This window comes from Gallibacterium salpingitidis (genome assembly GCF_030517105.1).
Lineage (GTDB): Bacteria > Pseudomonadota > Gammaproteobacteria > Enterobacterales > Pasteurellaceae > Gallibacterium > Gallibacterium salpingitidis.
The window spans coordinates 291,011-311,159 of sequence record NZ_CP103875.1 but is presented as its reverse complement, the minus strand read 5'-3'; the positions used below and the strand labels follow the sequence as shown (position 1 = coordinate 311,159).

Here is a 20,149-nt window from a genome sequence, read left to right as displayed (position 1 = left end):
TTAAGAAAATTAATGTACTATTAATAGCACCTGGGGTGTTCGACAATGGGTTACGTCCCTGAGCCGATACTGATATATTTTAGAGTTGGTTACCTACAATCGGTGAGCATGCTTGTTTATCAAGAAGCCTAATGAATGTAAGACTGACTCCCTTGAACCGTAGGGTTCAAGGACCGACCACCCGTATCGGCACCTCGGGTCCTCAATATAATTAGTGATATGCCAAATACCTTACCAGAATCTCATCATTTCATTGTCAATCATTCATCATTGAGCAAAGCTGAACAAAGACAGCAATTACGTCGTTTCGTCCGTCAACAACGTGCAGCATTATCTGCACAACAACAAAAACAAGCTGAACAACAAATTGCCGATGTCGTATTAGATTTTTTACAACCGCTAAATGTAAGAAATATTGCTATTTATCGTTCGTTCGACGGAGAAATTTCTACAAATGTTTTGATTGAACGACTTTGGCAACAAGGCTATCAGCTTTATCTGCCTGTGTTGCATCCTTTTAGCCATGGCAACTTGCTATTTCTAGAATATACTCCGGCAACACCGATGAAAAAGAATAAATTTGCCATTAAAGAGCCTGTATTAGATGTCACGAAAGTTTTACCAATTCAGCAACTGGATATTATCTTTACGCCATTAGTCGCTTTTGACAGCAATAAAAATCGTCTAGGTATGGGTGGTGGTTTTTACGATCGCACATTGGAAAATTGGCAGCAAAAAAATTTTCTACCAATTGGTTTAGCACATCGTTGTCAGCAAGTGGCAGAAATTCCTTGTGAAAGTTGGGATATTCCGCTATTTGAAATTCTTGCCGTCTAATAAAAAAGGCTATATCTCTCGATATAGCCTCTCTATATGAATCAGATGTTACTCTGCTTTCGCTTGTGTTGGCGCAGTTGCCGCATGATCAATTGCGGTATGGTAACCTGCTGCACCGCGACCTCTAAAGGTATAACGTGAACCTTTCCATTCAACAATATTGAGATTCATCGGTACCAATTCGCTCGCTTCCGCTAGCGTCATCTCTGCCTTAACGTGCTCTACTACCGCAAAGGTTCCTAAACGACCATTAAATTGGTAGGTAGATTGATAAGGTTCAACAACTTTTTCTACAGCAACTTCTTCTACAATCGTTGGTGCCACTGTTTGCTCTTCTGTTGATGCAGTCACTACCTCATCTTCTAATTGATCTTCAACGGCTTGTTGTGCCAAACGAGCTTGGTTTAGGCTGCTATTCGGCTTAGATTTTGCTTCCTTACCATTTGCTTCCATTGTCAATACAGCCGCTAACGGACGAGGGCTGCTATCTTGGCTCGCCACTGCTGAAGTAACCGGAATCAAAGTTTCATTAGTATCTTGTTTTTGTTGTTCTAACATTTCATCAACAGAAACAAAGTTACTATTTTTCTCTTTTTCCACTCGATTCACAAATGGTAAACAGATCTTACCGCTTGCCAATTCAGGCGAAGCAACCGCCATAAATAATGGCATTGGAGAAATCACTTCTTGGGCATGGCGACGTCTGCGATTATTCATACGTAAATGACGCGGTAAACGACGTGAACGATTTTCACGATGATTACGCTCAGATACCGTTGTTTCTTCGGTTTCTTCTTGAACAGCCTCCACTTGTGCTGATACTGGCTGTTCTTCAACTATGGTTCTCACTTCCGTTTTTGCTTCTTCGACAACCACTGCCGGTACAGCTGGCGCAATATTGGTTGTTTCAGCAACAACAACCTGCTCAACAGTATCTACCACTGTTTCCTCTACTGCTGGTTGCATTGTTTCTACAGTTGATTTCTCATTTTCTACTGTCGCTGCATCATTTAAACGGACTTTCTTACGCAAATCACGACGTTGACGACGAGAAGCAACCTGTTGTTCTTTGCTATTCTCTTCTTCACCTTTACGTGCAGTAACATTCAACTCATTAATTTCTTCCGCTACTGCTTTACGATTTGCTCGTTTAGTACGTTTATTCTCTTCTTTTTCGCTAGTCGCTTCTCTGCGTTTAGACTCATCATTATTACGTCTGTCACGCTGACGATTAGCATCTTTATTGTTGTTATCACGACGAGAACGTTTGTTATTGTTATTGCGAGAGTTATTGCGTTTATTACCTTTTTCTTCACGTTCTTCTTCCGCAAAGAGTCCTTTAATCTTTTGCCAAATACGAGTGAATAAAGAAACTTTTTCTTCCTCTTTCTTCTTCACTACTGGCGCAGGTTCAGGAATAGTGATTTCAACTGCAGCTACCTCTGGTTGTGGCGCAGTAACATTAGTCGTTGCTTCTAAGGTACGACTAATTAAAGACTCTTCACCATCAATTTCTTCTTGTAAATCATGCAACTTAGTTAAGTTATAACTTAAGGTATGATTATCTTCACCATCACGCAAACGGAATACTGAGAAATGCGGAGTTTCCATTTGTTCATGCGGCACAACAATCACTTGTACATCGTGACGTTTTTCAATTTCAGTAATTGCACGACGTTTTTCATTTAACAAGTAAGTTGCAATCTTCACAGGAACAATAGTGTGAACCTGTTTGGTATTCTCTTTTAACGCTTCCTCTTCAAGTAAACGGAGAATAGAGAGTGATAAAGATTCATTATCACGCACTTTACCTGTACCTTGACAACGTGGGCAGATATGGTGAGTCGATTCGTTTAATGATGGACTTAAACGCTGACGTGACATCTCTAATAGCCCAAAACGAGAAATGCGGCTAAATTGGATTCTGGCACGATCTTGACGCACTGCATCACGAATACGGTTTTCCACTTCACGTTGATGGCGTGCTGGCGTCATATCAATAAAGTCTATTACGATCAAACCACCAAGGTCACGTAAACGTAATTGACGAGCAATTTCATCCGCAGCTTCAAGGTTAGTATTTAATGCTGTTTCTTCAATATCACCGCCACGTGTTGAACGTGCTGAGTTGATATCAATTGCAGTTAATGCTTCCGTTACATCAATCACAATCGAACCACCTGAAGGAAGCTGCACTTCACGTTGGAAAGCAGATTCAATTTGCGATTCAATTTGGAAATGACTAAATAATGGCACTTCGCCTTGATACAGTTTGACACGATTGATAAAGTCTGGACGCACTAATTTGATATGCTCTTTCACTTTATCGAATACTTTACGGCTATCAATTAAAATTTCACCAATATCGCGACGCAAATAATCACGAATCGCACGCACAATAACATCGCTTTCTTGGTGAATTAAGAATGGTGCAGGACGAGATTCTGACGCTTTCTTAATTGCTTCCCAGTGGTGCAATAAAACGTGTAAATCCCATTGTAATTCTTCTGGTGAACGTCCAACTCCAGCAGTACGAACAATAAGACCAACACCATCTGGTACTTCTAATGAACCTAACACTTCTTTCAACTCTAAGCGTTCATCTCCTTCAATACGGCGCGAAATCCCACCAGCACGAGGATTATTTGGCATAATCACTAAATAGCTACCCGCTAAAGAAACGAAAGTAGTTAATGCCGCACCTTTGTTACCACGCTCCTCTTTGCTAACTTGAACAATAACTTCTTGTCCTTCATGCAAAATATCGCGGATATTTGGTCGGCCTTGATAAACATACCCTTCTGGGAAATATTCTCTAGCGATTTCTTTTAAAGGAAGGAAACCATGTCGTTCTGCACCATAATCAACAAATGCAGCTTCTAAACTTGGTTCTACGCGAGTGATTTTTCCTTTATAGATGTTGGCTTTCTTTTGTTCATGCCCTGGAGATTCAATATCGAGGTCAAATAAACGTTGACCATCAACTAAAGCGACACGCAATTCTTCTTTTTGCGTGGCGTTAATTAACATTCTTTTCATCGTTATTTCTCTATTCTTGTTATAACTTTTATAAAAACGACGATAATACAAACACTTTAATTCTGTTGCTGCAGTATGCCAATCTCCCGATTCTCATTGTGCTAAAACGCAACGCAAAACGGCAACCATCACACATATAGTGTTGCCAAATAGCGTTACTTTGAACTGATTGTATTGAATTTGCTAATTCGTGTCCTGTATTAACATCTCTAAAATTGGTGTCTTACGCCTTATTGCCGCACCAAAAATCAATTAAAAAGCACTATCCTGTGAAACAAAAAGACAGCACGCCATTGCATGACTGACTCACAAAAAAATGCTCCTTATTATTCCATTTTATCGACGTTTTGCAAAGCTAAAGATCATTGTTTTCCACTAACTTGGCGTGAAAAAACTTTCGCAAATTTTCGCAACTCGCCTTGCTTAATGATATGATACGCCGAATTTTTTAACACTAGAGAAATTATGCATAATCCTGAAGACAACGTAATTAATGCCAATGTGCGTTTCGTCACTATTGAAGCTGATGAAGAACAACAACGCATTGATAATTATCTATTAGCCAAATTAAAAGGTGTGCCAAAAAGCCTAATCTATCGCATTATTCGCAAAGGCGAAGTTCGCGTAAATAAAGGACGCACAAAACCAGAATATAAATTACAAGCTGGTGATGTTGTACGTATTCCACCAGTTAGAGTGAGTGAAAAAAGCAATGCTGCACCAATTTCCACTAAGTTGAATAAAGTTAGTGAACTAGAACAACAAATTTTGTTTGAAGATGATCAGTTGCTGATCATTAATAAACCATCAGGTATTGCAGTTCATGGCGGCAGTGGTTTAAGTTTTGGTGTAATTGAAGCGCTGCGAGCTTTGCGTCCACAAGCTAAATTTCTGGAGTTAGTACATCGTTTAGATCGCGATACTTCAGGCATTTTATTGGTAGCCAAAAAACGTTCTGCATTACGTAATTTACATGAACAGCTACGCGATAAAACAATTCAAAAAGATTATTTAGCTTTAGTTAGAGGTGAATGGCAATCACACTGCAAAGCGGTAAAAGCGCCATTACTGAAAAATGAACTTTCTAGCGGTGAAAGAATTGTCAGAGTGAGTGAGCAAGGTAAACCTTCTGAAACTCGTTTTAGTGTAGAAGAGCGTTTTAGTTTCGCGACATTAGTAAAAGCGTCACCGATTACTGGTAGAACGCATCAAATTCGTGTTCATACGCAATACGCTGGTCATCCAATTGCTTTCGATAGTAAATATGGCAGTAAAGATTTTGATCAGCAATTAGCGCCTTTCGGATTAAATCGCCTGTTCTTACACGCTTTTTCTATTCGTTTCACGCACCCAAAAACCGGTGATGAAATGGTGATACAAGCACCATTAGACAAAGCCTGTAAGCAATTACTTGCACAATTAAGGTCATTAACTTACAAGAACTAAGTATTAGGTTTCGCCCTTTAAAGGTGAAACCTAACACTTTACACTAATCTATCTGCCACACTTCACCATTTTTCAATTGAAATTTGGCGCCTTCTTGCCAATGTGGCTGTTGTAATTGTTCTGCGGTAATTGCAGTAATAATAACTTGAGATTGACTCTCTTTTAGACGCTGTGCCAATAAAGCACGTTTATTAGGATCTAATTCCGAAGCAAAATCATCAATTAAAAAAATACAACGGCGCTGTTGTTGCTGCATTAAATGTTCGCCTTGCGCCAAACGCAGGGCGCACATCAATAATTTTAATTGTCCACGTGACAAAATATCTTGCGCAGGTAGTCCATTAGCTTTAAATTTAAAATCAGCTCGCTGTGGACCAGACATAGTGTAGCCAACCGCCCGATCCCGCTCAAAATTACTCGCTAACAATTCCGCATACGGAACCTCTTTAGTCCAACCTTGGTAAAATTGCGCCTCAATCTCTATTTCAGGCAAAAACAACTGACAAGTGGAGCTAATCTCTTGTTTTAATGCTTCTGCATAATGCTGCCGCCACTCACTAATCTGTCCCGCGATATGATGTAATTGTTGATCCCAAATTTTGATTTGACTGTAATTGGTTACCTGTTGTAAAGCCGCATTACGCTGTTTTAACAAACGATTGAGTGATGACCATAATGCGTGAAAACTGGGTTCAAGATGAAATAACCCCCAATCTAAAAATGCACGTCGATAGCTCGGCCCACCATTAATCAGTGTTAAACCTTCTGGTGTAATTAACTGCATTGGCAATAAATGCGCCAAATCTGCAATCTTATTACCATCTTCACCATTAATTCTAATAGTGCTTTCACCTTGACGTGTTTTTTGTAAACCTACTGACCAACTCGCCTGCTGATCCTCAATTTTAGCAAATAAGGTAAATTCAGGTTGCTCGTAATGAATCACCCGCCCAATGACTGAACTTTTAAATGAACGACCATGCCCTAAAAAATAGATGGCTTCAAGCAGACTGGTTTTGCCGCTGCCATTATGCCCAATCAAAAAATTAAAGCCTGAGTCTAAGGTTAAACTCACAGCTTTAAGATTTCTAAAATGTTGAATATTCAGTTGGGATAAAGCCATAACTATAAGCGCATTGGCATAATCACATACTCAGCATTACTTTCTGCACAATCTTCCATTAAACAGCTTGAAGTTGCATCGGTAAGACGAATTCTGACAGATTGGCATTTTAAGGCATTTAATACATCTAAAATGTAACTCACATTAAAACCAACTTCCATTGGCTCACCTGTATAGCTAACGTCAATCACTTCTTCTGCTTCTTCTTGATCTGGATTTTGCGCCAAGATCTTCAATTGATTTGCTTCAATAATTAAACGTACTCCGCGGAAACGTTCATTGGATAAAATAGCTGCACGTACACAAGCCTGTTTCAATGAATTCCAATCTACTTCCAAAATGCGATCAGCATTTCTTGGCAACACTCGACGATAGTCAGGGAAACGTCCATCAATCAATTTACAGGTGAAAATAATATTTGCTAAATGAACTTGAATATTATTTTGTCCCATACAGACACGCACCACTTCACTATTGCTGTCTAACAAGCGCATCAACTCTAGCACACCTTTACGTGGTACGATAATCGAATAATCTGGTACATTTTGTGCTAATTGAATACCGCATACCGCCAAACGGTGGCCATCTGTTGCTACTGTACGCAATACACCATTTTCAGTTTCAAATTTCATGCCATTGAGGAAATAACGAGCGTCTTGATTTGCCATTGAAAATTGCGTTGCTTCCATTACACGACGCAATACTGATTGTTCAAGATTCAGTTCTACCTCAACATCTAATTGCGTTAAATTTGGATAACTTTCTGCAGGCAAAGTCGCTAAATTAAATTTACTGCGTTCTGCTGTTACTAACACTCGATCATTTTCGTAATTTACGGTAATTTCAGCATCATCATTTAATGAACGGCAAATATCTAAAAACTTACGTGCTGGAATGGTAAAAACACCATCTTCACTTGCTGAAATCAATTGCACAAAAGTTGATAACTCCACCTCAAGATCGGAACCTGTCAGAGTTAAACGATCACCAGTAATCTGTACTAAAATATTATTTAGCACCGGTAAAGATGGACGACTACTTAAAACACCACATACCTGTTGTAAGGGTTTCAATAAATTTTCTCTTGCTACGATAAATTGCATAAGCCCACCTTAAGTTGATAACGTTCTGATCAGATTGGCATAATCTTCACTGATATTATTGTCTGAATCTCGTAATTCAGCGATCTTACGACACGCGTGTAACACTGTAGTATGATCGCGATCGCCAAAAGCCCGCCCAATTTCCGGCAAACTATGATTGGTTAATTCTTTTGATAGCGCCATCGCCATTTGACGCGGACGCACGACTGAACGCGCTTTGCTTTTCGATTTTAAATCCGCCACTTTAATGCGATAACGTTCAGCCACCACTTTTTGAATATTATCTAAGGTTACTGAACGATCATGCACCGCCAGCATATCCTTTAATGTTTCACGCACAAAATCAATGGTAATTGGCTGCCCAGTAAAATTAGCGTTAGCACTGACCCGATTTAATGCCCCTTCTAATTCACGCACATTAGTGCGCAATTTTTGTCCGATAAAAAAGGCAACCTCTTCAGGTAAAACAATATTGCTCTCTTCTGCTTTCTTCAACAAAATCGCCACGCGAGTTTCTAATTCAGGTGGTTCAATTGCTACGCTTAATCCCCAATTAAAACGGGATTTTAAACGCTCTTCGATCTTATCAATCTCTTTAGGGTAGCGATCTGAAGTTAAAATAATTTGCCGCCCACCTTCAAATAAGCTATTAAAAGTATGGAAAAACTCTTCTTGTGATCCCTCTTTACCGGCAAAGAATTGAATATCGTCAATTAATAATGCATCTAACGAACGATAGAATTTCTTAAATTGTTCAATACTTTCCGATTTTAATGCTTTTACTAATTCTTGGACAAAACGTTCAGAATGGATATACACCACTTTCGCATCTGGTTTGTTTTTAAAAATACCATTACCAATTGCATGCAATAAGTGAGTTTTCCCTAGTCCAGTACCACCATATAAAAACAGCGGGTTATAACCTTCATCACCAATTTTTTCCGCCACTTTCTGCGCTACAACACGCGCTAACTGGTTCGATTTCCCTTGTACGAAATTGTGAAACTCATATTTAGGGTTTAAGTTAGTTTTAAATTTTTTTGATTGATTCGTAGTATTCTGTACCAAATTTGCTGAAGCAACATTTTCCGTCACCGGTGCCACTTCACGCACCGGACGTGTTCCTTCACGTACCCGAACAGCAAATTGTGGATTTGCGGTAAGAAAATGCACAATTTCTTCTATTTGTACTAAATACTTATCTTGTACCCAATCGCGCACAAACCGATTTGGCGCATAAAGCACCATTGTATTTTCTGTAATATCTGCTTGTAATGGCCGAATCCATGTACTGAAATCAAGCTGGTTAATTTTATCTTGCAGCTGTAACAGGCAACTTTGCCAAAGGGAAGATAATTTGTGCTGTTCCATAGGTGTGTAATTATTAATTGTTATCTAAACTTTTCAATGTTCCATCTCAAACCGACCGATATCATACAATAAACTCACTATAAGATCTTCTCAAAAGATCAATTTTTCTTTCGCTTCTCTTTTATGATTTATCCGATTTATACTTATCAACACTCGCTAAAACAAGAAAAAGCGAATTTTTCTGTTTATCCATTTGACGAATTGCCAATTTCTGATTAGAATTGCGTCCTCTTTTTATTGTAACTTTTTGTTTTAATATCACTGACTGCACTCAAGTCAACGCTGAGTTATGTCTTTTTTCAATATTAAAACGTCAATTTTATTAGGTAGATAAGAAAATGAAACGTACTTTCCAACCTTCTGTGTTAAAACGTAGTCGTACTCACGGTTTCCGTGCGCGTATGGCAACTAAAAAAGGTCGTCAAGTTTTAGCTCGTCGTCGTGCTAAAGGTCGTGCACGTTTAAGTGCATAATCTGCTGATTACCGAGTGTCTAAGCTAGGATTTTCAAGGGAGTTACGTTTGTTAACTCCCATTCAATTTAACTTCGTATTCCAACAACCTTTCAGAGCTTCTTTACCTGAAATTTCAATTATTGCTCGTCCAAACACTTTGCAACATCCTCGATTAGGTCTAACCGTTGCCAAAAAATATGTCAAACGTGCCAACCAGCGCAATCGTATCAAACGTATTTGTCGTGAAAGTTTCCGTTTACAACAGCATCAATTACCTAATTATGATTTCATTGTGATTGCACGTAAAGGCATTAAAGAGTTGGATAATGCGATGTTATTCAAGGCATTGGATAAATTATGGCAGCGGCATCTACGCTTATCAAAAAAGGGTTAATTGGCATTATCCGCTTTTACCAGCTGGTTATTAGTCCATTAATTGGTCCTCGTTGTCGTTTCACACCCACTTGCTCTCAATATGGTATTGAAGCAATTCAAACGCATGGAGTAATAAAAGGGGGTTGGCTTACAGTGAAGCGTATATTAAAATGTCATCCTTTTGGTTCATCAGGCTATGATCCTGTGCCGCCATCTATTGATAACCATAAACCACAGAGAAAAAAATAATGGACTCAAGACGTAGTTTACTTGTAATTGCATTGCTCTTTATCTCATTCTTGATTTATCAACAATGGGAAATCGACAATAATCCTCAACTTGCACAAACTCAAACACAAACGCAAACTGATTCATCAGCAACGACTGCAAATGATACTCCTGCTAGTTCAGCAGCGGTAGCAGATAGCAGCAGCAAACAAGGCCGTATTATCACAATCGAAAGTGATGTTTTACGCCTTAAAATTAGTACTGTTGGTGGTGATGTGGTTGGTGCAGATTTACTGAAATATGATGCAGAATTACATTCAAAAACCCCATTCGCTTTATTAAAAGACACACCTGAACACGTTTATATCGCGCAAAGTGGTTTAATTGGCGCTAACGGTAGTGATACCGTTGCTGGTCGTGCTGATTATCAAGTGGATGGTGATCATTTCTCATTAGCTCAAGGTCAAAATGAAATTAGCGTACCATTCACTTTCACCAAAGATGGTGTAACTTATCGTAAAATTTTCACCTTAACTCGTGATAGCTACGATGTGAAAGTAAATGTAGAAGTAACCAATAACAGCGGCGCTAATATTCAAGTACAGCCTTATGCACAATTGAAACATACTTTGGTTGAAAGCTCTGGTAATATTGCAATGCCAACCTATACAGGCGGCGCTTACTCTTCATCAGAGACTAACTATAAAAAATACTCTTTTGATGATATGAAGAAAGACAACCTTGCTATCAAAACAAAACAGGGTTGGGCTGCGATTTTACAACACTATTTCGTATCTGCGTGGGTACCTAACCAAGATGCAGAAAATCAACTTTATTCATCAACACAAGATAATTTCGCTTATATCGGTTATCGTGGTCCAGTTACCACTATCGCAAATGGCGCAACTGATACCATTAAGAGCCAACTTTGGGTAGGGCCTAAATTACAAAATCAAATGGAACAAGTTGCTCCATATCTTGATTTGACTGTAGATTATGGCTGGGCATGGTTTATTGCAAAACCGCTATTCAAATTACTACAATTTATTCAAAGCTTGGTACACAACTGGGGTCTAGCGATTATCGGTGTTACTCTTGTCGTTAAAGCTATTCTTTATCCTTTAACCAAAGCGCAATACACTTCAATGGCGAAAATGCGTATGCTACAGCCAAAAATTCAAGAATTACGTGAACGCTTCGGTGAAGATCGTCAAAAGATGAGTCAAGAGATGATGAAGCTTTACAAAGAAGAGAAAGTGAATCCTCTTGGCGGTTGTTTACCATTATTGCTACAAATGCCAATCTTTATTGCGCTTTACTGGACATTCTTAGAAGCAGTGGAATTACGTCACGCACCATTCTTTGGTTGGATCCAAGACTTAGCGGCGCAAGATCCTTACTACATTCTGCCGTTATTAATGGGTGCATCAATGTTCTTATTACAAAAAATGTCCCCAACACCAGTGGCAGATCCAATGCAACAAAAAGTAATGACCTTTATGCCAGTGATGTTTACTTTCTTCTTCCTCTGGTTCCCATCAGGTCTAGTGCTTTACTGGTTGGTATCTAACCTTATCACCATTGTTCAGCAACAACTGATTTATCGAGGATTAGAGAAAAGAGGCTTACATTCTCGTAAAAAATAAATGGTAATGATTGAGGCATCTTAACTAAGGTGCCTCAAGTTTATGACACTCAAATATATCCAAGTATTATGATAGAAAACGATACAATTGTAGCTCAAGCCACACCACCGGGACGCGGTGGTATTGGTATTTTGCGCGTTTCCGGCCCATTAGCAACAGAAGTAGCGCAACAAGTATTGGGAAAATGCCCTAAACCAAGAATGGCTGATTATCTGCCATTTAAGGATGTTGATGGTACGACACTTGACCAAGGCATTGCGCTGTTTTTCAAAGCACCAAACTCTTTCACTGGAGAAGACGTGCTTGAACTACAAGGACATGGCGGACAAGTCATCCTTGATTTATTACTAAAACGAATTCTACAAATTAATGGTGTGCGTTTAGCTCGACCAGGTGAATTTTCAGAACAAGCTTTTTTAAATGATAAGATTGACTTAGCACAAGCTGAAGCGATTGCTGATTTAATTGATGCAAGTTCTGAACAAGCGGCACGCTCTGCCCTAAAATCATTACAAGGTGAATTTTCCACTCAAGTTCATCAATTAGTTGAACAATTAATTTATTTACGTACCTACGTGGAAGCAGCAATTGACTTTCCTGATGAGGAAATTGATTTTCTGGCTGATGGCAAAATAGAAGGCTTGTTAAACCAAATCATTGAGCAAGTAGCAACAGTACAAGCACAAGCAAAACAAGGTTCGTTGCTACGAGAAGGTATGAAAGTCGTGATTGCTGGTCGTCCAAATGCTGGAAAATCCAGTTTATTAAACGCATTAGCTGGTCGAGATGCTGCAATTGTTACTGATATTGCGGGCACTACACGTGATGTATTGCGTGAACATATCCATTTAGATAGTATGCCGCTTCATATTATTGATACTGCAGGTTTACGCGCTGCGACAGATGAAGTTGAGCGCATTGGTATTGAACGTGCATGGCAAGAAATTGAACAAGCAGATCGTGTGCTTTTTATGTTGGATAGCACTACCACTACTGAAACATTGCCAGAAAAAATTTGGCCAGAATTTATGTCTAAATTACCTGATTCTATTCCAGTAACCATTATTCGCAATAAAGCAGATATTAGTGGTGAAACTGAAGGTATTACACAAAATGGTAACTATACAACCATTACCCTATCAGCCAAAACGCAACAAGGCATACAATTACTCAAAGAACATTTGAAAGAAAGCATTGGTTATCAAACAGTGACTGAAGGTGGTTTCCTTGCTCGTCGCCGTCATTTAGAAGCACTTAACAAGGCTGCTGAACACTTGCAATTAGGCCATATTCAATTAACTCAATTTTATGCAGGTGAATTATTAGCAGAAGAATTGAAAATGGCGCAAAATGCCTTGAGTGAGATTACTGGTGAATTTACCTCTGATGATCTACTCGGTAATATCTTTAGCTCATTCTGTATCGGTAAATAATCTTTTAGCACATAAAAAATTGCGTGGCTGATACCACGCAATTTCCACATTAATTAAAACTCTTACTTAACCCATCTTCCACTAACGCTTCATCACGATCTTTATCAGAAACACGTAAACGTGCAAAATAATCTTTGGTTTCCGCAATGATCACTTTACGTAAGCCAATTAATGCAATTAAGTTAGGAATCGCCATTAAGCCATTTACAATATCAGCTAGGCTCCAAATCACATCTAGCTTAATAAATGCACCGCCAGCAATTAAAATAATGAAACAAGTACGGAAAACTTTAATTCCCTTAATACCCGCTAAATAGACAAAACAACGCTCACCGTAATAGCACCAACCAAGAATAGTGGTAAAAGCAAAGAATAACAAACCAATCGTCACGATTGTTGCGCCAATACTATTACCCAATCCTTGCGCAAAAGCGAGGTTCGTTAATGCCGCACCAGCCACATCTGATTGCCAAACACCAGTAATCACAATTACCAATCCTGTCATCGTACAAATGATGATGGTATCAAAGAAAGTACCTGTCATTGAGATTAGACCTTGACGTACTGGCTCTTGTGTTTGCGCAGCTGCTGCTGCAATTGGTGCACTACCTAATCCTGATTCATTTGAGAAAATACCACGCGCCATACCAGATTGGATTGCTTTTAACACCGTAAAGCCTAATACACCACCTAAAGCCGCTTCAGGATTAAAGGCACTATGAATCACTAACGCTAACGCTGTTGGCACTACTTGCCAATTCATAACTAAAATGACTACTGATGTACCGACATATAACACCGCCATGAAAGGCACGATTAATGAAGATACTACGGCTATGCGATTCACGCCACCCAAGATAATCATCGCCACTAAAATTGTCATCACAATTGTCGTAACCACAGTTGAGATACCAAAAGTATCATTCATTGCATGGGTAATCGCATTAATTTGTGGGAAAGTCCCAATCCCAAAGAAAGCAACCATCACACCAAAAATCGCAAACAATTTTGCTAACCATTTAATGCCTAAACCGTACTCAATGTAATACATTGGTCCGCCAGACATAAAACCATTTTTATCTTTGGTACGATATTTCACCGCCAATAAACACTCTGCATATTTGGTTGCCATACCAAAAAATGCCACAATCCACATCCAGAAAATGGCTCCTGGCCCACCAGCTTGAATTGCAGTAGCCACCCCAACAATATTTCCTGTTCCAATCGTTGCTGATAATGCTGTACATAATGCAGCAAATGCAGATACATCTCCTTCGCCTGTATTACCTTTTTTGAAAATATATTTAAGCGCTCGTGGTAACGCCCAGATTTGTAGAAAACCTAAACGAAAACTGAAATAAATACCTGTACCTGCTAATAAAATAAGTAAGGGCGGTCCCCAAACAAAGCTATCAATAGCAGCTAATATTTCATTGAAACTCATGACTTCCTCGTAAATAAAAAAGCTAAATACAAGGAGTAGAAAAGAATAAAAAAGAATATCGAGAACCGATATTATGAAATGGTGATTAATCTTTCCTGCCCCTGTCCTTTTGCCTGAGCGTTTCAAGAATAAAGCTATTCTCTTGCGCCTTCGGCGTCCGTTTATGACGGATCTCTCCAAGGGTTCGTCCAGTAACAGTCCATGCTGTAAACAGCGCCTGAAAGATTTTACCTCGTCGGCGTGGAGTCAATTCTCCACTCTCCAGCTACCTTCATCCGAACTCGTATTTCAACAATAGCGTTGAAATACGGCGGAAATTCTAACAAGTTATTGATAACAGCTCAAGCTGCAATCTATTTAAGATTATAATAATTTTACCAAACGGTTTAGATCTGCCTGAATTGCACCGGCTGTCATCTTCACACCGGCACTTGGCCCATGAATCACTAATGGATTATCGCGATACCATAGGCTTCTAATTAAGAAAATATTCTCACCTGGTAATACTCTACCAATCGGATCATCACTACCGCAAATCTCTAAACCAATTTTTGATTGCCCATTAGCTAGAAAACGCACCACATAACGCAACACGCCATGTTCCTCTTTGGCATCATGATAATGTTCATTAATAAAAGGTTCGATCTCATGTAACTGCTCAAAGAAATCAGTTAGCGGTAATTCCAACATTGATTCTGGGATCAATGATTCAACTTTGACATCGGTACGATCCAAATCATATCCGGCAGTTCTCGCCACAATCAGCAATTTACGTAACGCATCTAGACCACATAAATCTTCTCGCGGATCACGTTCAGTCATTCCCTGTTGCCATGCCTGTTCCAACAACATTGAGAACGGTACCGAACCATCATATTGATAGAACAGCCAAGCCAATGTACTCGAGAAAGTACCTTCAATTGATAACACCGTATCGCCACTTTCCACTAAATCATGAATAGTGGTATTAATCGGTAAACCACCACCGACAGTTGCGTTATACAACCAATAACTACCTGATTGCAAAAAGGCTGCCTCAATCTGATGATACTTATCAAGATCAAACGCTGCTGCACGTTTATTAGCGCTGATCACATGGAAACCATATTTGGCGTAATCAGGATAATGTGCCGCCACTTCATCACTATTAGTGAAATCCAAAATCACTAACTCATCAAAAGGGTGCATACTCATCCATTGCGTTAATTCATCCGGTACAAATTCACGCGCTTGTTGCTCAAATTGGTTATCCCAATTATTTTCTTTAATCTGCGGTAGCAATCCTTGATGATCCAACCAAGCCTTTTGGCTAGATACAATACCAATTAAGGAAAAGTCAAAATGACTCCGCGCAGCAATCTTCTCTTGTTCTTGACGGAACAGATTCACCCACGTTTTCGCCACTTCTCCCTTTCCTAATACCACTAAACCTACTGTCTTATGCGCTCTAAAGAGATCATCATGAACATTACGTAATAATTCACGACTTACAGATTGGCGCATAATCGCAACCACACTGATATTATCATCAGACTGCCACATAAATTCTAATGGTTGTGTTTTTAACATTTGTGAAAAACGCAACATTTGTAATGAATTCTGACAAACACCCGCGCCAACAATGCCTAACAATGACAAATCATAACGAATAGAAATGGAATCCGTAATTAGTGGTAATTGTTTAAATTGCATAAATGCCGTATCAATATATTCATTGGTATAAACCAAACGTAAAGTACGACTGCTCTCAATAAATTGCTCAACTAAGGCATCAAGTTGATACTCCTGCAACCAAGCTCGAAAACGTTGTAGCCAACTCTGCAATACTTGATTTTGTGGAATCACCAATTCAATCCAACCAATATGATTATGAAAAGTGACAATCTTACCTTGTGCCGATGAAGAATAGACATGTTCGACACGCGTTGTACCTTCGTTAGGTTTTAAACTACTGCGTAATTGCAGTTTTAATTGAAACTCTCTAACTGGTTCTAATGTACGGCTATGTAAAACTGGCGCACCTAAACGAGCCAATTCATTAGCTTCATCAAGACGTAATAATGGTAATAAAGTGGCATTTTTCACATAACGAGGATCAGCAGAATAAACTCCCGCAACATCACTCCAAATAGTAACATTCTCAATATCCGCCAAACCTGCAATTTGTGTTGCTGAATAGTCAGAACCGTTACGCCCTAACAGCACTGTTTCTCCATCTGCATTACGGCTGATAAAACCAGTAATAATCAAACGTTTATCAGGATAGGCATCTAAAATAGTTTGTAAGCGCCTTTTACTTGGTGCAACACGTACTTTCGGTAACACTGTACGTTCCGCCATCATAAAATCACGTGCATCAACAAATACTGATGGAATACCTTGTTGATTTAAATATGCAGTGACTAAACGAGTGGACCAAATTTCACCATGCCCCACCACTTCCGCATAAATGGCTTCACTAAAAGGTTTATCTAATAATGCGGACAAATAGAGTGTATCATCAACAAATGCTTGAGCGACCTCTTCCGGATGGTTTAATAACGCATTAACTAAAGAGAGATATTGATGACGCAAACTTTGCAAAATACGATTGGCACTAACGGTATCTTTATGTGAGGCTTCCACCCATTCAATTAATAAATTAGTGGTTTTTCCTATCGCCGAGATTACGATGATATCTGTTTCTCTACTATAATTTTGAATAATCGAGGCGACTCCTCGAATGCAATCCACATTGGCTAAACTACTGCCACCAAATTTATGAACTTGATAACGAGAAACAGTCTGCATCATTAACCTCCTTCCAATGGCGATATACAGAAACGCTGCGTATTCTAACACAATACTTCGCTAACTCCGCACAACAAAATAGAGGAAATAAAGAAATCTAGATGTCTTTAAGGCTAGATTGTCATCACCACTAATTTTGATTAAAATACTACACATTGTGTGGAATTAAGAGGAAATTCATCATGGCGGATTGGGATGGTAAATATATTAGTCCTTATGCAGAACATGGCAAAAAAAGCGAACAAGTAAAAAAAATTACAGTATCCATTCCAATTAAAGTATTGGAAATTTTGACTAATGAACGCACTCGTCGTCAAATTCGTAATCTACGCCATGCCACCAACAGTGAGTTACTTTGTGAAGCATTTCTCCACGCATTTACTGGGCAACCATTACCAACAGATGAAGATTTATTAAAAGATCGGCATGATGAAATTCCTGAAGATGCTAAAGTGTTAATGCGTGAAAAAGGCATTGATCCTGATACTTGGGAATACTAATCATCTCTTATCCTTAGGATAAAAACATAACTATCCCCTTTAATGTTCACTAATTACTCTTGTTTTTATCCTAAATTTCTCTCCATTGCACCAAATTAACTTGATATACATCAAACAGCTAGTTTCAATTATTCGTTAGAATGTCAAACCTTTTAACAGGGTTAGAAATCTTTCTTATTTAGATTTAGAATAAATAACCATCGAACAGAAGTTAGGAAGTCGTGATTATGTCTGTTTATCCTCTTCATCAATTAGCAAAACATCAACAAGCTTATATTAAAGATATTGTTGATAACCCAGTTTTTGGTTCACAAGATCGCTCTGTTAGTCGTCGTTTAGCCGACTTAGGATTTTCATCACATCGACCAGTAACCATTATTGCCAAAGGATTATTAGGAAAAGGTCCTTATGTTGTACGCCTTGATAACCACTCACAATTCTCTTTACGCAAGGCAGAAGCAGCGAAAATTATCTGTTATTTAAAATAAAAATTTATTATGACAACTCATCTCAATTTTGCCTTAATCGGTCCACCAAATTGTGGAAAAACCGTTTTATTTAATGCTTTAACTGGATCAAATGCTCGTATTGCAAACTCCCCAGGTGTAACCGTAGATAGACGTGAAGGTACATTATTAGGACATCCAAATATTTCTATTCTTGATTTACCCGGTACATATAGTTTACATACTACCAGTCCGGACGAAGAAGTATCCCGTAATGTATTACTTGGTCATTTTGGTGATATCCCCGATGCAATCATTGCCGTTGCAGATGCAACGAATTTAAGAATGACTTTACGTATGGCATTGGAATTAAAAGCACTAGGGCTACCAATGCTCATTTCGCTAAACTTATATGATGTTGCAGTAGCACGTGGCCTGAAAATCAATACCGTCAAAATGTCTGAATTACTTGGTGTGCCAGTAATTGATACTGTTGCTGTGAGTAAACAAGGTGCAGCAAAAGTGAAAACTGCAGTTGAAACTTTAATTACTCAAGTTACACCAACAAAAAAACAACTACTGAATTAGAACAAATCACTGATAATTTAGATAGCGAACAACTTTTCCAACAAGTCGATCAAATTCTGACGAGTTGTGTGCAAAACAGCAATGACTTACCACGCTGGCACCAAACATTGGATCATATCTTCTTACATCCAGTTTGGGGATTACTCACCTTAATCATTGTGATGTTATTAATGTTCCAAGCGGTTTATACCTGGGCAGCACCTTTTATGGATCTAATCGAAGCCGGTTTCGGTTGGTTTGCTGAATGGGTAGCCTCTACGCTACCAGAAGGAATTGTTCGTGATTTACTTGTTGACGGCGTTATCGCTGGTATCAGCAGCGTATTGGTCTTTTTACCACAAATCACCATTCTTTTTGCGTTACTGCTTATTTTGGAAGATTCTGGTTACTTACCACGTGGCGCTTATTTACTAGATAGCTTCTTAGCTAAAAGTGGTTTATCAGGGCGTTCCTTTATTCCATTACTCTCAGGTTTCGCTTGTGCTGTACCTGCGATTATGTCTGCAAGAACGATTACTGATCCGCGTGAACGCTTAGTCACTATTGCCATTGCACCACTGTTAACTTGTTCTGCGCGACTACCTGTTTATGCCTTGATCATTGCTGCAGTAATTCCAGATCGCCAAGTTTGGGGCATTTTCAATTTACAAGGGTTAACATTATTTGCTCTTTACGCCATTGGTGTAATTTCTGCTGGCTTCATTGCATTTATTTTGAAACTCTTCGCTAAACATAAAGGTAAAGTACAGCAATTCCCATTACTGATGGAATTACCAACTTACCGTATGCCAAATTTTAGACATATTCTAATCACTCTTTGGGAACGTGTTAGTGCTTTCTTAAAACGTGCTGGAACTATTATTTTCGCACTCAGTATTATTCTTTGGGTATTAGTGAGTTTTCCGGCTGCACCAGAACAAGCTGCAGCACCAGCCATTGATTATAGTTTCGCCGGCATGCTAGGGCATTATTTAGAACCTATTTTCCGTCCAATTGGTTTCACTTGGGAAATGTGTATCGCTATGGTGCCGGGAATTGCTGCGCGTGAAGTCGTTGTCGCTGCATTAGGTACAGTATATGCAGTGGGTTCAGTGTCTGAAGAAGCAGCACAACAATTCTTGATTCCATTGATCCATAATAGTTGGGTGTTACCGACTGCGCTTTCATTCTTGGCTTGGTATGTGTATGCACCGATGTGTATGGCAACTTTAGCGGTGATTAAGCGTGAAACTAAATCAACGAAACAGACTTTGCTAATTACGCTATATCTTTCTGTATTAGCTTATCTGTTCGCTTATATCGTTTATCATCTCGCATAGGGAGGGG

The 20,149-nt window shown here is 39.0% G+C and carries 17 protein-coding genes, 1 other RNA gene and 1 riboswitch; of the genes, 12 read left to right on the top strand and 6 right to left on the bottom strand.

What is annotated here, in order from left to right:
- The first annotated feature begins 24 nt into the window (after nt 1–24).
- Nucleotides 25–205, top strand: a non-coding RNA gene (ssrS, locus tag NYR30_RS01480) — 6S RNA.
- A 14-nt stretch (nt 206–219) separates the two neighbouring features.
- Nucleotides 220–837 carry a 5-formyltetrahydrofolate cyclo-ligase gene (locus NYR30_RS01475; RefSeq protein WP_082987410.1) on the top strand — a complete coding sequence of 206 codons (618 nt, stop codon included), beginning with the start codon at nt 220–222 and terminating at the stop codon, nt 835–837.
- 48 nt (nt 838–885) lie between these two features.
- Here the strand turns inward: NYR30_RS01475 and rne are convergent, their stop codons facing one another.
- Nucleotides 886–3,876, bottom strand: coding sequence for a ribonuclease E (rne, locus tag NYR30_RS01470; protein WP_302501671.1), 2,991 nt, complete (start codon nt 3,874–3,876; stop codon nt 886–888).
- 465 nt (nt 3,877–4,341) lie between these two features.
- On the opposite strand from rne, the gene rluC reads away from it, so the two are divergent.
- Nucleotides 4,342–5,322 carry a 23S rRNA pseudouridine(955/2504/2580) synthase RluC gene (rluC, locus tag NYR30_RS01465; RefSeq protein WP_302501670.1) on the top strand — a complete coding sequence of 327 codons (981 nt, stop codon included), beginning with the start codon at nt 4,342–4,344 and terminating at the stop codon, nt 5,320–5,322.
- A 43-nt stretch (nt 5,323–5,365) separates the two neighbouring features.
- Here the strand turns inward: rluC and recF are convergent, their stop codons facing one another.
- The 3 genes from recF to dnaA are packed head-to-tail and all read right to left on the bottom strand — an operon-like array spanning nt 5,366 to nt 8,919.
- Entirely contained in the window at nt 5,366–6,445 is a 1,080-nt protein-coding gene (recF, locus tag NYR30_RS01460; protein ID WP_302501668.1) for a DNA replication/repair protein RecF, read from the bottom strand.
- A gap of 2 nt (nt 6,446–6,447) precedes the next feature.
- The gene (gene dnaN / locus NYR30_RS01455; protein ID WP_066113437.1) at nt 6,448–7,548 is read right to left on the bottom strand and encodes a DNA polymerase III subunit beta; all 1,101 of its coding nucleotides are present in this window, start codon (nt 7,546–7,548) and stop codon (nt 6,448–6,450) included.
- A 9-nt stretch (nt 7,549–7,557) separates the two neighbouring features.
- On the bottom strand, nt 7,558–8,919 hold the full coding sequence (dnaA, locus tag NYR30_RS01450) for a chromosomal replication initiator protein DnaA (RefSeq protein WP_066113439.1): 1,362 nt from the start codon (nt 8,917–8,919) through the stop codon (nt 7,558–7,560).
- 338 nt (nt 8,920–9,257) lie between these two features.
- Here dnaA and rpmH point away from each other — a divergent pair, with 338 nt between their 5' ends.
- The 5 genes from rpmH (at nt 9,258) to mnmE (ending at nt 13,055) form a co-directional block, all read left to right on the top strand.
- Nucleotides 9,258–9,392, top strand: coding sequence for a 50S ribosomal protein L34 (gene rpmH / locus NYR30_RS01445; RefSeq protein WP_013745661.1), 135 nt, complete (start codon nt 9,258–9,260; stop codon nt 9,390–9,392).
- Nucleotides 9,393–9,407: 15 nt separating this feature from the next.
- The gene (gene rnpA / locus NYR30_RS01440; protein ID WP_082966185.1) at nt 9,408–9,767 is read left to right on the top strand and encodes a ribonuclease P protein component; all 360 of its coding nucleotides are present in this window, start codon (nt 9,408–9,410) and stop codon (nt 9,765–9,767) included.
- Nucleotides 9,731–9,997, top strand: a complete 267-nt coding sequence (gene yidD, locus NYR30_RS01435) for a membrane protein insertion efficiency factor YidD (protein WP_066109804.1) — start codon at nt 9,731–9,733, stop codon at nt 9,995–9,997. The genes rnpA and yidD overlap by 37 nt, the downstream gene beginning before the upstream one ends.
- Entirely contained in the window at nt 9,997–11,622 is a 1,626-nt protein-coding gene (yidC, locus tag NYR30_RS01430) for a membrane protein insertase YidC (RefSeq protein WP_066113441.1), read from the top strand. Before yidD ends, yidC begins: the two co-directional genes overlap by 1 nt.
- A gap of 68 nt (nt 11,623–11,690) precedes the next feature.
- Complete coding sequence (gene mnmE, locus NYR30_RS01425) at nt 11,691–13,055, top strand: tRNA uridine-5-carboxymethylaminomethyl(34) synthesis GTPase MnmE (RefSeq protein ID WP_066113449.1); 1,365 nt, start codon at nt 11,691–11,693, stop codon at nt 13,053–13,055.
- A 49-nt stretch (nt 13,056–13,104) separates the two neighbouring features.
- On the opposite strand, the gene NYR30_RS01420 is transcribed toward mnmE, so the two are convergent.
- Nucleotides 13,105–14,499 (bottom strand): alanine/glycine:cation symporter family protein, encoded by a 1,395-nt coding sequence (locus NYR30_RS01420; protein ID WP_302501661.1) that lies wholly within the window; start codon nt 14,497–14,499, stop codon nt 13,105–13,107.
- Between the two features lie 91 nt (nt 14,500–14,590).
- A riboswitch (glycine riboswitch) is annotated at nt 14,591–14,689 on the bottom strand.
- A gap of 173 nt (nt 14,690–14,862) precedes the next feature.
- A complete protein-coding gene (gene metL / locus NYR30_RS01415) occupies nt 14,863–17,292 on the bottom strand; it encodes a bifunctional aspartate kinase/homoserine dehydrogenase II (RefSeq protein ID WP_156536776.1) in 2,430 nt (809 codons plus the stop codon).
- Nucleotides 17,293–17,471: 179 nt separating this feature from the next.
- Here metL and metJ point away from each other — a divergent pair, with 179 nt between their 5' ends.
- The 4 genes from metJ (at nt 17,472) to feoB (ending at nt 20,142) form a co-directional block, all read left to right on the top strand.
- Nucleotides 17,472–17,789 carry a met regulon transcriptional regulator MetJ gene (gene metJ / locus NYR30_RS01410; RefSeq protein WP_066109817.1) on the top strand — a complete coding sequence of 106 codons (318 nt, stop codon included), beginning with the start codon at nt 17,472–17,474 and terminating at the stop codon, nt 17,787–17,789.
- Nucleotides 17,790–18,016: 227 nt separating this feature from the next.
- Nucleotides 18,017–18,277 (top strand): FeoA family protein, encoded by a 261-nt coding sequence (locus NYR30_RS01405; RefSeq protein WP_302501660.1) that lies wholly within the window; start codon nt 18,017–18,019, stop codon nt 18,275–18,277.
- A gap of 9 nt (nt 18,278–18,286) precedes the next feature.
- On the top strand, nt 18,287–18,823 hold the full coding sequence (locus tag NYR30_RS01400) for a FeoB small GTPase domain-containing protein (RefSeq protein WP_302501659.1): 537 nt from the start codon (nt 18,287–18,289) through the stop codon (nt 18,821–18,823).
- 68 nt (nt 18,824–18,891) lie between these two features.
- Nucleotides 18,892–20,142, top strand: a complete 1,251-nt coding sequence (feoB, locus tag NYR30_RS01395; protein ID WP_231923835.1) for a ferrous iron transport protein B — start codon at nt 18,892–18,894, stop codon at nt 20,140–20,142.
- Nucleotides 20,143–20,149: the final 7 nt, after the last annotated feature.

Excerpts from the sequence above, each read along its gene's own strand:
- rpmH (WP_013745661.1), top strand. The coding sequence starts at position 9,258 with ATGAAACGTACTTTCCAACCTTCTGTGTTAAAACGTAGTCGTACTCAC.
- yidC (WP_066113441.1), top strand. The coding sequence starts at position 9,997 with ATGGACTCAAGACGTAGTTTACTTGTAATTGCATTGCTCTTTATCTCA.
- metJ (WP_066109817.1), top strand. The coding sequence starts at position 17,472 with ATGGCGGATTGGGATGGTAAATATATTAGTCCTTATGCAGAACATGGC.
- yidD (WP_066109804.1), top strand. The coding sequence starts at position 9,731 with ATGGCAGCGGCATCTACGCTTATCAAAAAAGGGTTAATTGGCATTATC.
- rne (WP_302501671.1), bottom strand. The coding sequence starts at position 3,876 with ATGAAAAGAATGTTAATTAACGCCACGCAAAAAGAAGAATTGCGTGTC.
- dnaA (WP_066113439.1), bottom strand. The coding sequence starts at position 8,919 with ATGGAACAGCACAAATTATCTTCCCTTTGGCAAAGTTGCCTGTTACAG.
- NYR30_RS01420 (WP_302501661.1), bottom strand. The coding sequence starts at position 14,499 with ATGAGTTTCAATGAAATATTAGCTGCTATTGATAGCTTTGTTTGGGGA.
- metL (WP_156536776.1), bottom strand. The coding sequence starts at position 17,292 with ATGATGCAGACTGTTTCTCGTTATCAAGTTCATAAATTTGGTGGCAGT.
- rluC (WP_302501670.1), top strand. The coding sequence starts at position 4,342 with ATGCATAATCCTGAAGACAACGTAATTAATGCCAATGTGCGTTTCGTC.
- mnmE (WP_066113449.1), top strand. The coding sequence starts at position 11,691 with ATGATAGAAAACGATACAATTGTAGCTCAAGCCACACCACCGGGACGC.
- recF (WP_302501668.1), bottom strand. The coding sequence starts at position 6,445 with ATGGCTTTATCCCAACTGAATATTCAACATTTTAGAAATCTTAAAGCT.
- dnaN (WP_066113437.1), bottom strand. The coding sequence starts at position 7,548 with ATGCAATTTATCGTAGCAAGAGAAAATTTATTGAAACCCTTACAACAG.
- NYR30_RS01405 (WP_302501660.1), top strand. The coding sequence starts at position 18,017 with ATGTCTGTTTATCCTCTTCATCAATTAGCAAAACATCAACAAGCTTAT.
- NYR30_RS01400 (WP_302501659.1), top strand. The coding sequence starts at position 18,287 with ATGACAACTCATCTCAATTTTGCCTTAATCGGTCCACCAAATTGTGGA.
- NYR30_RS01475 (WP_082987410.1), top strand. The coding sequence starts at position 220 with ATGCCAAATACCTTACCAGAATCTCATCATTTCATTGTCAATCATTCA.